General features: G+C 52.4%; 12 protein-coding genes. 9 read left to right on the forward strand and 3 right to left on the reverse strand.

The features are described 5' to 3' along the window. Positions 1–4 precede the first annotated feature (4 nt). The 3 genes from ACODSV_RS02900 to ACODSV_RS02910 all read right to left on the reverse strand — a co-directional run bounded on the left by ACODSV_RS02900 (position 5) and on the right by ACODSV_RS02910 (position 2,875). Positions 5–1,486, reverse strand: a complete 1,482-nt coding sequence (locus ACODSV_RS02900; RefSeq protein WP_489044796.1) for an AAA family ATPase — start codon at positions 1,484–1,486, stop codon at positions 5–7. A 221-nt stretch (positions 1,487–1,707) separates the two neighbouring features. Next, positions 1,708–2,115, reverse strand: a complete 408-nt coding sequence (locus ACODSV_RS02905) for a hypothetical protein (protein ID WP_218538958.1) — start codon at positions 2,113–2,115, stop codon at positions 1,708–1,710. A 145-nt stretch (positions 2,116–2,260) separates the two neighbouring features. Further along, entirely contained in the window at positions 2,261–2,875 is a 615-nt protein-coding gene (locus ACODSV_RS02910) for a hypothetical protein (RefSeq protein ID WP_185709520.1), read from the reverse strand. 487 nt (positions 2,876–3,362) lie between these two features. Between ACODSV_RS02910 and ACODSV_RS02915 the strand changes: the two genes are divergently transcribed. From ACODSV_RS02915 to ACODSV_RS02955, 9 genes are all read left to right on the forward strand, one after another. Then, on the forward strand, positions 3,363–3,791 hold the full coding sequence (locus ACODSV_RS02915; protein ID WP_489044799.1) for a hypothetical protein: 429 nt from the start codon (positions 3,363–3,365) through the stop codon (positions 3,789–3,791). A 125-nt stretch (positions 3,792–3,916) separates the two neighbouring features. Continuing rightward, positions 3,917–4,183, forward strand: a complete 267-nt coding sequence (locus tag ACODSV_RS02920; protein WP_489044801.1) for a hypothetical protein — start codon at positions 3,917–3,919, stop codon at positions 4,181–4,183. Between the two features lie 68 nt (positions 4,184–4,251). Beyond that, positions 4,252–4,839 (forward strand): hypothetical protein, encoded by a 588-nt coding sequence (locus ACODSV_RS02925; protein WP_489044803.1) that lies wholly within the window; start codon positions 4,252–4,254, stop codon positions 4,837–4,839. Between the two features lie 1,152 nt (positions 4,840–5,991). Continuing rightward, the gene (locus ACODSV_RS02930; RefSeq protein ID WP_489044805.1) at positions 5,992–6,324 is read left to right on the forward strand and encodes a hypothetical protein; all 333 of its coding nucleotides are present in this window, start codon (positions 5,992–5,994) and stop codon (positions 6,322–6,324) included. A 90-nt stretch (positions 6,325–6,414) separates the two neighbouring features. Next, the gene (gene yejK / locus ACODSV_RS02935; protein ID WP_489044807.1) at positions 6,415–7,422 is read left to right on the forward strand and encodes a nucleoid-associated protein YejK; all 1,008 of its coding nucleotides are present in this window, start codon (positions 6,415–6,417) and stop codon (positions 7,420–7,422) included. A gap of 245 nt (positions 7,423–7,667) precedes the next feature. Next, a complete protein-coding gene (locus ACODSV_RS02940; RefSeq protein WP_489044809.1) occupies positions 7,668–8,765 on the forward strand; it encodes a tandem-95 repeat protein in 1,098 nt (365 codons plus the stop codon). Positions 8,766–8,916: 151 nt separating this feature from the next. Continuing rightward, the gene (locus tag ACODSV_RS02945) at positions 8,917–12,285 is read left to right on the forward strand and encodes a hypothetical protein (RefSeq protein ID WP_489044811.1); all 3,369 of its coding nucleotides are present in this window, start codon (positions 8,917–8,919) and stop codon (positions 12,283–12,285) included. A gap of 80 nt (positions 12,286–12,365) precedes the next feature. Then, positions 12,366–12,635: a hypothetical protein gene (locus ACODSV_RS02950; RefSeq protein WP_489044813.1), complete on the forward strand. Its 270-nt coding sequence runs from the start codon at positions 12,366–12,368 to the stop codon at positions 12,633–12,635. Between the two features lie 82 nt (positions 12,636–12,717). Then, positions 12,718–12,996, forward strand: a complete 279-nt coding sequence (locus tag ACODSV_RS02955; protein ID WP_454838492.1) for a hypothetical protein — start codon at positions 12,718–12,720, stop codon at positions 12,994–12,996. The last annotated feature ends 77 nt before the right edge of the window (positions 12,997–13,073 follow it).

Raw genomic sequence — 13,073 nt, forward strand, 5'->3', positions numbered from 1 at the left:
AATATCAATCGACGGTCAGTTGGCGTCCGTTGTGTAGCGGCTCGCTTTGATCCTGGGTGTTGGCTCTGTAGAAGCCCTGATCGCCCAATTTACGAATCGCGTCGATATCTGCCTTTCTCGTCTCGCTGGCAGGACTGATGTCTCCCAAAGCATCAAGGAGGTTTCCTTGGTTTAGCTGAGCATCCATCGACAACGCGAGGTATTGAGCATCGACCACCGCCTGCTCAATTTCAGCACCGGTGTAGCCAGTGCTTGCAGTCAACAATTCGTCCATCTTGAAGTTGGAAACGGTGACACCTGCTTTCTTCAAGTGAATCTGGAAGATTGCTACGCGTTCATCCTTGCTGGGTAGATCGATAAAAAAGCTGCGATCCCAGCGTCCAGCACGCATTAGCTCAGGCGGTAAGGCACTGATCCTGTTGGCGGAAGCGACAATGAAGACTTTGCTCTTTCGCTCTTGAAGCCAATAAAGGAAAGCACCTAGCAAACGACGCGATACCTCGTTGTCTCCTTCGCCTTGTGCAAACGCTTTGTCGATTTCATCCATGAGAACGGTAACGGGCGCAATCTGGTCGATTGTCTGAAGCGCACGCATGAATTTGGCCTCAGTCTCGCCCTGGTACTTCGAGTAGAAGCGGTTCATGTCGAGACGAACAAGAGTTGTTCCGAACACACCTGCAGCTGCCTTGGCCATCAGCGTTTTACCACCACCAGGAACACCCGCCAGTAGCACCCCCTTTAATGGCAAGTCCTTATCCCAACCTGCCTTACGGATGTTGAGGAATGACTTCAGTGGCTCGAGCCCACCAACAGTTTGAATGTCGATCGGTTCCAAAACATCCAGACCCACATCACGCAGAATATGGCCCTTCTCACGCCGAACCTCTGAAAGATAGTCAAGCGCTTTGTGTTTGCGATAAGCCGAAAGGATGAACACGTTACGCATTTGAGTGTGGCTCAAGCCCATGGCGTGGTTCGCAATAACAACCCGCTCACGCTCATCAAAAATAGTCGGCACTTGGGCAGATTTACCAATCGATCGCTCAACGTCTCGCTCGGCGCTCATCAGAACTTCAATAATTTCGGCCTGATCCATGGCTGGTAGATCGATGTGATAAACGAACTCTTCGGCCAAGGAGTCGCGGCCGGCAATAACGTAGGTAATGCCGTGTTGCTCAAGAGCGGCAAGGGAAGCTTTCAAACTGGGAAGGGTTTCTGCATTTAGACGCTGACGGTCAAAAAAATACTGGTCAAAAATAACGGCACCACGGCTGTCTTTGGGTGCTTCGCCAGCGACCTTGGCGATAAAACTTGGGTCCGGGACCTGTTTAAAAGGCATTGCTAAGAAATGCTTTTTCAGGTCAGTTGCTGCTGCAGAGATGACTTGAGCGGCCCTGGCCAACTCAAAGGTTTCGATTGCAACGACCGGAAATGCCAGCTTCAGTGGCGTATTTATACGGTCGTTTAAAGCTTCATTCTTGGACATGGCAATCCCTTACGATTTCGGCAAATTCATGGAATTAGTGTTTCACGAAGGAGCGCGCTGACCCTGCCCTATTGGGACCACGAACTGGGGCAAATAGGCTCAGTAAGCACCGCATTCGAGTGGAGACATGGCCGGTATCTGGAGCCGGCCAGGAGGAGCTCCCACGATCTATCTTCCGGAGATTTGCGGAGATGCAAGGTCTTGATCAGAAAAATGATCCGTCAATCAAGATGTAGTTTTCGGCTGCCAGTTTCCCCACTTTCTGAACCAGGCACCGATGCCGGCTGTTCCACAGTCGTGGGGGCAAGGACAGAACGGTGATCTTCTGTACCTGCTTTTGGAGCCTGCAGCACAGGCGGCGTTACGAGTGGGGCTCTCGGTGCCACTTCGTTGATCGGTCTAGACGAAGTTCCAGTGTTCATCGCTCTCACGATCTGAAGAATTACCATGAGGATCATTAACCCGAAGGTGTAAGGCATTATCTTGAACACCAGATCCATCATGTCATCGAGGTTATCAGCAGCGCTGTTAAAGTTGCCGGCCGCATGAGAGCACTGAGGCAGGATGAGCAAGCTAAGGCAGCTAAGTGTCAGCAGCGTTTGAAGGGATACATTGCGCATTTGATTCATTGATCTTCTCCTGGTGGGGATGATGCAATTCTCCCCAGACCAGGAGCAATTCAGCTCCGGATCCGCCCCCCAAAACGGGGCCAATCTCTGGTAAAGCGCCACAAAAAAGCCGCCCCAAGGACGGCTTCAATAACCAGTAGTTTAACTAAGTGGATGCTGCTACTTCAGCTGCTACTAGACCTCGCCTGTATTCCTTCAGAATGGGTTTGAGCAACGCCGCAGCTTCGATCGCGTCGTTCGCAACACGCTCATTTCGAGCCACCCAATACCCAAACACTGATGCCTTGCCCAGCGGATTTGTTGGTGTTTCTCGTCCTCGAATGAGCGCCTCGAGATCCCAGCCAAGTGTGTAAGTGCCATAGGTGTGCTTATCAACGTCGACCCAAAAGCTTGCAGAGTCGATTTTGAACATCATCGTCAGCACCTGAAGTGTGAGCGCCGCGAGCGGGTCACTTTCGGATTCTGAGGCCATTCGCTTCATCACCGGGCCCAATTTACGCAACTGCGCGATACGAACCCTGTTGCCCCAAGATATGAGATTTGGCGAACGGGAAACCAGTTTGGGGAGATCGACCTTATAGAAACCGGGCTCAGATTGTTCAAACCACACTCGAATCACACCAGCGCATTCTGGGCAGAGCGAGTTCGCAGCGTATCGATTTTCCTCGGCCTGCCCTTTGCGACCCGTATAGTGAAAAACGTGCATACCCACATGCCCACAGATTCGCTGAGCAGGGGAATGGTGATGGTTCTTTGCCATTGAATCGTCCTCGACAATTAATGACCCCATCATCCGCACGATCTTGAAAGTGCAAGCCCTGAAAGAATCTTTTTACCCCTGAGCCCACCCTGTCAGTAGCAACAGTCGAATATTGGAATAAACGAAACATCTGACTGGCGAAAGCCTCAAATTCCATATGGAACTTTCCACCGCTCCGTGCCTGCGAATAAGCTGATCAGTAGACCCAATGACAACTCTATCAGGATCGACCTCAATCTCTGCCAAATCCTGACTGAGTGCTGACGGGGGATCCGCGAAGCTGCATCCCTAGGTCCACGATACTCCGAACACCAGCGCCCCGACATTCGACTCCGACGCCTTTGAACGACTAACTGCTCCTTTGAGCGGGGCAGTCTTCAGGGTTGCATTATTTCTCCTCATGAGATGATTACATCAAAAGTGAAATCCTTCAGCCAAGTCCAAAGCCAACTGACCTCGAAAACCGCGTGGGAAAAGGGGTAAACCCATGAACGACTATCAGCTCATTCAATGCTCAGGTGAAGACCTGCAAGAACTCCAACGGCTTGCCCTCGCTGTCCGCGCAGCCAGCGACGATGATGATGCGCTGGGCAATGCTCTCGATAATTACGATGAGCACGCAAACCCCGACCAGGTTCTTTGCTTGTTTGAGGCAATTGATCAGGTAACCGCCGAGCGCGATACCCTGCGTGCCCAATTGACCGAGCTGGTCAATGCTGTGCGCTCGATCAGTCCTAGGCGACACTTTGAAGTCAAAGTGTCGGGCGACGATGAGCCTCAGTATCGGCAGCGCAAGGAGTGGGTGGACTGCGTGTTGAGCCTTTGCGATACGGCATCCGCCAGCGTAGAGCCCCGTAGTCCAGGCGTCGGCTGTGAGGCGCGCACCGGTACTGGCGTAAGCAAACCCCAATCTTGACCGCTGCCAATCACATGCCCGCCCAGTGCGGGCTTTGCTGTAGGAACAGGGCATTTTCTGATGCTGCCCGGTGGCGACTTTTCCGCACCAGGTCACGTATTGATGAATTGGCTGGGAGTGATCACATGGAAATCAATGTGCGACAGGGGAGCGTTTTCCCTATCAATCAACCACAACAGGTCTGGTATGGCTACCGCCCGGAAGTAGTGCAGGACGCACGGTTCGCGGGTCAGGAAATGGTAGCGATAACCGATAGTACCGAGTCGTTTGAGTTGCATTACTTAGGCCATATTGGCAGCGGTTTTTCCAGCATCGAGGATGCTAAAGCGGCAGCGCCTGAGTTTGCTCGGGCCGTGTTGGACCGGCTACGCAATCTCATTCAAGACGTTTAAGAAATCGCGGTACCGCCAAGCCCAGCCACCCTCAGTTGATTGAAACAGAATGCATATAGGCACTCACTATGAAATATCCAATTTATTCGACGCACGTCCTCTCATTAGCTCGGGCTTATGACCGCGCGCTCATGCTATGCGAGGCTGGTTTTTGGTATTTTCTCGAAATTAAAGAAGTCCATCCAAAGGATTTCGGTACGTATGAAAATGGGGATTACCCAGCTTGGATTAACCATCATCTAGAGATGTTAAATCAAAGCTTGGAAGGTATGCGTAGAGCTTTAGGTGCTTTAATCGTTCAAGAGACGCAATCACTCTGTCTCGTTGAATTAGATGAAAATGGCGATGTCGTGGTGCCAGATGCGGTAAGGGCTCTTTTGCCAGACCATTGGGATGATTCAGTGTATCTGGGGAAACTAAATGGACCCGTTGACAGATCGGTAATGGCATCGAGGGTGGCTGAGATAAGTGACGGCAGAAAAGCCATTGTTTGGGACGATGACGTTCACTTTTTTCCACACGACATGCCGGACGCCTTCATTGAGATTTGGTGGCGGCGATTATTTGGTGGGCCTGGGAAAGACGATACCTTGTACCCGCTTTACCTTGAGGCCAATAACTCCTACGGCTGGGACTGCATAGGCATTGAAAGGTAAGTTGCAGCTGCACACCAAGCCCCGGTAAACAAAAGCTGGGGGCGACGACGTTGAAGCACGTCCGGAGAGGCCAGCAGCGCAGGAACATACCAATGCACAACCGAGACAAAGCAGCGAAGTTGCCCGTGATCGATAGTCCCTGCAAAGGCCAGCGGATGGCCAATGCAGATGACCAGTTCACCTTTGAGATAACCAGTAGTCGGAGCAAAACAAAAGAGCAAGTCACGTACTGCCTGCGTCGCCATCGTCTGCTTGGCCTGGTTTGGGCTTTGCCGTCAAACAAAACCGTGTGCGGGTAAGAAAGGAGCGGCCGTGGCGCAACTGATCTAGGTACGCGCAACCGACACGAAGTGACGTACAGACAGCTGTAACCCCTCAAGCCAGCTCATACAGTCGTGTTTGTTGCAACAATTTCCATGATCTCGCATTTATTTCAAAGCCGAGATCAGCCCCTATTTCTACTGCCTTGACGGTGTCCAGAGCCCCAAGAGCTTGAGAAGCGCGCGCACGGCCCCGTCAGCCTTCTGTTCACTTGAGCTGGGAGAGGTAACATCACGGTATGTGGAACAAAGCGACGGATCTCGTCGAAGCAACCTGAGCACTGTCTGATTTGCATCAGGTGTTTCTTGCTTGAGGTCGTAACCATGTCGCTCGGAAATGTACTTGGCTACTGCGGCGCTGCGAGAGCGACCCGCCTGGCAGTTCACAACGATATCGAGCCCGGTTGCGGCTAATCGATCCACCAATGACCGTACTGAGTCAGCCTGAGGTGGTAACAGGTAGTCCTGAAATGAAACAGGAAATTTAGCGCCAAACATGAGCATCCGTGTCTCGTCGTACTCTCCATCGACGAAGTACTCGAAAGCTACGCTAGCCCACCGCGATTGGACGATTTGAGCCTGATCGTCCTCACCGTCTGAAATCGAAACCAGATGCGTCGGCGCCATTGGACAATGCGTTTCTACATCTCTTCGCCCCATGAATCGAACTGTAGGCATTTTGGCTCTCCCCCTAGGTTGGTAAGAGAATCATGTGGCCTAGCACCATTTGGATGTTCCCAATCCGGCCCACTTTTCGGGCGAGTTGGCGAGACTTGCATATTCACGTCTTCGTGGAGGATTCGTTTGCATCCATTACGAAAGGTTCGAGAACATGAGCTTGCAAACCTCCTCCACACTTCCGGCCAAAGCTGAGGCCGACATCAACAAAGAGCAGTGGCATCAGGCCTACCAAAGTGCGCGTATTGAGATGCGCCGCAACCCCGAACCTGACGCCACAAACCGCGGTATCAAATGGACGGCCTTGCTAATCATCAGTAATGGGCGGGCTCAATCCATTGATCCGCTCACCGCTCCCATTTCGCAACGACTTGCGGCATCACGAGTGGCTAACCAGTGTGCCGTCTCAAGCCTCAGCAGGGTATCCAATGGACGTTGCGCCGGCGGCGACCAGGCGGACAATGTTGAAACCATCCTCCAGGGTTAGGGGATATCAATTCGCGTCATGTTCTGCCAGATGAAAGGCACTTCCTGAACGGCACAGAACTCACTCCACTTATCAATGAGTATCAACTCCATGCCCGTACGACACGCGATAGTTCACCTGATCGAAAAGAAACCAGACGGCTCCCCGGCAATCCTGCACTCATCAAGCACTGAGTTGACCGAATCAAGTGCTCTTGACCATTTGATGTCTGACCTGAACGAAAACTACAACGCCAAACAGGGGAAGGCTTGGGGATTTTTCCATCCAGAGTCTGGAGCACATCCGCTGAGTGGCTGGCTCAAAGCATACCTCGGCGAGGGCAGGACCTTCACTGAGCTCAGCCTGATCGCTGTGGAGCATTTGCAGCAGCTGATGGAAGAAAGCAACCTCACGTCCGGTGGATATGTTGTATTCGCACACTATCAACAGGGGATGACTGAGTATCTGACGATCGCGCTTGTTCACCACAGTGAAGGCGTTGCGGTCAGTGAAAGCCTCGAAGTCATCCCGTCTCGGCATCTCGATCTCAGCCAGCTACACCTGGCAGCGCGGATCAACCTTTCGGAATGGCAAAATAACAAAAACTCAAAACAGTACATTTCGTTCATCAAAGGGAAGAACGGTAAGAAACTGTCTGACTACTTCCGCGATTTTATTGGGTGTCAGGAGGGTGTCGACGGGCCAGGTGAAACCCGGACACTTCTCAAAGCTTTCAGCGACTTCGTAGAGAGCGAGGACCTGCCGGAGGGAACCTGCAGATCGATGACAAACACCCTAGTCGACTATGCAGCGAGCCAGTCTAAATTGGGAGAACCCATTGGCCTGGAGGAGTTGTCCGAGTTGATTGATTCAGAACATCCAAAGGCTTTTTACGATCACATACGAAACAAGGACTACGGCCTGTCGCCAGAAATTCCTGCCGACAAAAAAACGCTCAACCAATTCCGTCGTTTCACAGGTCGCGCCGAGGGTCTTTCCATCAGCTTTGAAGCTCATTTGCTGGGTAACAAAGTGGTTTATGACGAGGCTAGCGGTCAACTGACGATTACTGGCCTGCCTACTCAGCTTAAGGACCAAATCAAACGCCAAGCAATGTGAGCTCGATACCTATTTCATGCGGCTGTAATCAGCCGCATTTTCATCATGCTCTGCATAGCTCAACTCCCCCTCTCAAGCTTTCACGCCAACCTCGACGTCAAGCCCCCCGTCAATCCGAGTATCAAAGCGGATCCTGTCCATGAATTTGGTGCCCATTTCAAGGGTCGAACTGCCCGCTCAAGTGACAATCAACTTGGTAATTTCGTATCCAATCAAATAACTCTGTTTGGGCATCGGAGCATTAAATGGATACGAAAAAGGAAATGGTTCGACGCCTAGTCGAACCCTTCAGACCATTTTTAGCCATTACGAAATTCTTTATGGCAGCGTCCATGCTGCTGATCAGTGCTTATTCATCCATCGCCCTGGCGGACAGTGGTGGTGGTGCTGGTAGCTGGACCTACACCGGCGCTTGCCCAGCGGGCCAAGTAGGTACCGCAAGATACGTTTGTCGATCCAACACGAGCGTGGATTGGTGCAACATGATTTCGCCAAGTGTTCCACTGCATCCGGAACGCTGGACGATGCTTGAAGGGAACTGTACCGCCGCAGTTTACTATGTTTCGACCCAGACTGAGACGCAGTGGCTTTCGTGCCCGGCAAACACACCAAGTGGCAGCATCAATCAGACTCGTACCTATCAACTTTGGTCCGATGGAAGCAAACGCAATTACTCAGGGTTCACCGTTAATAATAGTTGCTACAACATCACCCCAACTGCTAGCAACTTTACACTCACCACCGACGAGGACGTCACTGGCTACGCTGCTTTCGCGATCTCAGACGATGGACCTGGTCCATACACGTTCCAGATTCTTTCATCCCCTGCAAATGGCTCAGCGAGCATATCTGGTAACACGTTGGTATTTGTACCTTCTGCCAACTGGAACGGGACAACATCTCTCACCTATCGAGTTATGGACGCGGCCGGCGCTTGGTCCGGGGCTGCCACAGCAACCATAGTCGTACGTCCTGTAAACGATGCGCCAGTTGCCTATGCAAAAACCATGGTCATTGACGAGGATACGCCTGGTACCGTTACGCTCACCGCGACAGATATTGATTCACCTGTGCCTAACGTTTTTCAGATCGTTAATCCCTCACCAAATGGCACCGCTACGATCACAGGATCGACACTCTCCTTCACCCCGAACCTGAACTGGAACGGAACCACCACACTGACTTATCGCGCGCAGGATAGCGCTGGCGCATGGTCCGCACCGGTGACCGTCACAATTACCGTAAACCCAGTGAACGACGTGCCCACACTGACCGGCACGACGCTGACCATTAAAACCAAGGAGTCGACTCCAATAACCGTCCGCACGGCAGTTTCGCATTGAGGACTAGCGTTACAAACATCGCTGATAGAAGAACCTTTTAAAATGACCTCCTGCCCACACGGCGTTACCTCCTGTGGGCAGGTACCGTTCCAGACCTTGCATATCGACAATTCATGAAACGATCTTCCCAAACTTGCATTGGGAATGAGACATGTCTGAGAACTCCTCCTCCCCGGCCACTGCAGTGGCCGCGGTTGAACCCACCATTGAACGCATCGAACGATTCCAGTCGCTACAAGCCGGCCAATATTGGCGAGCGAAAGAGGCCATCCATGAAATGGCTATCGAGGAGCGAGATGTTCACCTTCTTCAATCGATTCGCTGGGTCGATAACTCTCCCCACACGATCATCATTCGGGCTCACCCATCCAAATACGACACCCAGGTTCGAGTTGAAATACCCAACGCTGAAGGAAACATCACCAGTCGCTACATCACCTGCAAAGAGCATCCATTCCTGCTCGCAGACTTCCTCGCAAAATTCGAATTCGAGCCCGACCACCAGCAAGTCAGAGCTGATGAGATCAAGCGCATTCAGGGTCGAGTGACAGAGCTCCAAAACGACCTAATGGAAGCTCAAGCTGATCCACAGATCCTCAATGGTATCGTCGAAGAGCGCATGGCAGCAGATCGCGCCAAAGAAACCTCGAGCGAGTCCGCCAGCGAACAGACCATGCTGATTTCGGCCAGCGAGGAGCGGTCGCTGGCCAGTGTAGCTACCGGTAGCGTCGCTGCCGCGATCGGCAGTGGAATTACCCCTGAAAAAATCCAAGCGTTGAAATCGGTGGCCGCTCGCGAGCACAAGGTAGCGACCATAAAATCGGATTGGATTCAGGCCAAGACCACCGCGATTGCAGCCACCGTTAAGGCGATGACGCCCTACTTTCAAGAAACTGCGGCCGCGGCTCTTGCTCAAACAGAAGATGTGCGCACCTACGTGGCCAGCCTAATAGAAGGGATCGAGTCATTGGATCTCTACACAGGGAAAGATGTTTCTGTGCAGACCATTAGTACTGGTAGGTCCGCTGACAGTCATATCCCCCTCAGCATCGTGCAGCGCAAGTTGATGATGGACGAGGAGCTGGCAATCTATGTCGATCTGGACGAATGGTTTGACTTCAGCAACGAAGATCTATTCTTTAAGGCGCTGACCAAACACGAAGAGCTGGTGAAGCAGGTCTTTCCCACCGAACGCTGCATTCTGGTCATGGCCACCAGTCGGCGAGCCATCGATTATGGCAACGCGGCGACGAACCTTAGTCGCAACCTGGAAAACCGGAAGGTGTTCCTCCTGGTGCGGGATGGCGAGAACCTCCATAGGGTCTGGTCACCCATTGAGTCCCATCTGGGCGCCAGCCGGCTCTTCCCATCCAAGGACGACCAGAACAACATTTTCAAGGGTGTTGACGGGTCCGATATCAAATTCCAAGACGTGGCATACACATCGCACCTCAAGGCTCATGAAAACTTCGCCCTGCACTACAAACGTTTCCTGCTAATGATCTGTGGCCTGGATCATCGTTTAGGGCTGTTTGGTAAGTTCTATGACGGAGAGCAGTCTCTAGAGTTCATGACACAGCCCTTTCAAGACCGGTGGCTCAAGTTCATCCACGACGACGATGGCGCGGGCATGCTTCCAACGCAGAAACGTAAGCCCTTGCATACATGGATCAGCGAGAAAAACGCTTATCTCAAGTCAGGCTCCCGCGTGTTATGCAACTGGAAGACAGTAATGAATCCCCATACTGCACCGGGCGCATGCAGGAAAGAGGATCACCGCCATAGTGGTTTCTCATTCAGGTTCCAGCCAACCGAGCGGATAGGCCTACGCGTTGCCGCTCGAGGGGGAGACTCTCTGCACGTGTTTGTAAACGTGCAGGGATATGGTCGAAGAAAGGAGCGTGAATTCAGCACCAAGGTTACGCTCAGCGCATTCCGACCTGGCTACTGGAGTCATGCAGAGCTGCCCTTCCTCGTACTGGATGCCGTTACACCCGAGGAGCTTCATTGGTACATCCATGATCGAGATACCCGCGTAGATCATGTCGAATATGTCCGATTCTTCAAGCATGCACTGAAGCACCTAGAAGTCGAGAGAGTACGGGAGGCAGCTACCCGAGACAAAATGCGCATGGCGTTGCTGGAAGGAGGATTGGCGACCGCATCTGAGGCTTCAATCATCGTTGACCAAGCTGTGGTGGCATGGAGATCCGTGAATCGAGGTAAGGAACTGCCAACTTTCGAGGGAGCCAAAATGGGCCCTGTTTGGAAAACCCTACTCGATCAGATGTACCTTCTCGCCGGCGCCGGCAAGGAAATGGCCAGCACTGTTCGAAGTCACTACGAGGCACTCGAATATGAGGTTCTACGCATTACTGTCACTGGCACCAGCAAATGCCATGTTTACCTGAGTCCGAAACCGGAGGAGCAGGACAATCGTTTGGAGCGGCACGCGTGGGTCCATCGTATCGTGTTGGAGCAGGATCACGAAAAACTCATTGAGAGGGATCGCAGCTGGGAAGCCTTACGCTCCCAGGACGCGTCGGAGACCGAGCTCTACCAGTCCGACAGCGTTAAAAATTGGCTAGCAAAATCTGTATTCGAATCATTTGAGGCGAAGCAACGACTGATGACAGTCTGCGAGGATTACTCAAGCGTTCTGGCGATGCTGCAGGGTAAACAAGAAATCAGCGCGGATCAGCACTGGGACCTCTTCGAGCAATGGATTGATGTCAGGGAGAAACTCTCGACGAGCCAGGTCGTAGATCCAAGCATTTCGGTCCCCTTTGGCCTGAAGTATCAGCGTGACCAAAATGTGAGTTTCTTCTGTGTGACCACGTCGGCTGCTTACGCCCTCCTTCACCGCCTCGCCCCCAACGAGCACGTGAAAGACAGAATGAAAGCCAAATTCCTCAGCACGTACAAACACGCTCATCAGGCGCTGTCATGCTATCGCGATGCCATAAACGAGGTTCCATCGTGGTACCTCGGCTACCGGGATGTAACGCCAAAGCGAAACGAATCAATCTTGACTGGCCGTCTGTACAAAGGTGACTTTTCACCTTCTATATCCGTTAACAATTTGCTCACCTATCACTTCAGTTCCTGGGCCGAAGGCGATGGCAAAGAGTCAAAATACTGGATTGCGGGCAACGCAGTATTTCCAGGTGCTCGTGAGTCTCTTGATGATTGTCTTGGATTGTCACTTCCAGAAAATTTTGATCCGGTGAACCTTGTCGAGGTCACGGCAGAGGATAACGGCAAACCAGTGAAGAACGGCCATTGGTTCGACGTCGCCCCAGTCAAAATTTCACTGCAAATGCGTGATGCCAGCCCGATTAAGGCATCACAATTTTCGTATCTGCGTATGCAGTTCGCCTCACCAGCGGAAGCCCACGAACACATTCGCGCTAGAGCCCGCACTCTTGGCCGAAAGGCCATTCCTGAGGCCGAGGTCAAAGACGTTCTACTGTCACCAGATGGGGTCGAACGGTGGTTCACAGTCGAAGCGAAAAACTAGACCTACTTTTGGGGTGTTGTCGAAACGCTCTAGAAGTACGATCCGGTCAGTCAAACCACTGTGATATAGGAGACCGCTGCATGAACGTTGCGAACGCCGATACAAACGAACAAACGCTGAGGGAGCGCTCAGTGACATTACTAGGCAAAATTGTCCAGGAGATCGCCAGTTCAGAAATTCAAGATGAGAGGCATGCCAAGCTGCAGCAGGCGAAAGGTATGGCCAGGGCATATCGTGAACTTCAAGTCGTGCCCGCAAAGCTGACCTTTTCGTTCGAAGGCCACGTCGAAAGGGTTTACCGCCGCCTGGATGCACCGCAGCACGTGCCAGCATCTGAGCTCGAATGGTAACAGTGCTCGGGGGCCGACAGCCCCTTGCGCTTTTGGTATCACCGGTATCGTGATCGGTGATTACTAAACGCAAGAGCTTCCAATGGAAAACCTGAACGAACTGAAAATACTCGATTTCCGCACTGCCCGAACCGGGACCTTGGTTCGGCGCAGTGCGCACTTTCTTCAAGACCGTTGCGGGCGAGCAAAGACACAACTCGGGGTGATAACTGGATTCGCAGTCTTCGAGGATAAAAAGAAAGCTCCCATCGTCTGGCCCGTTGTCTTCTGGGAGGGGAATGCATCTGAAAGCACCACGCATCCCGCGCTCATCTCACCGTTCCGCGCTCACACTCTGCCCACTATCAGCATGTTCGAATAATCTGCTACCTCATTGCCTATACGCTGAACACTCCCCCTCCTGTAGGTCGCGCACCTCAACTTCGTGCAGTACGACAG

The organism is Pseudomonas sp. FG86, from assembly GCF_057808775.1.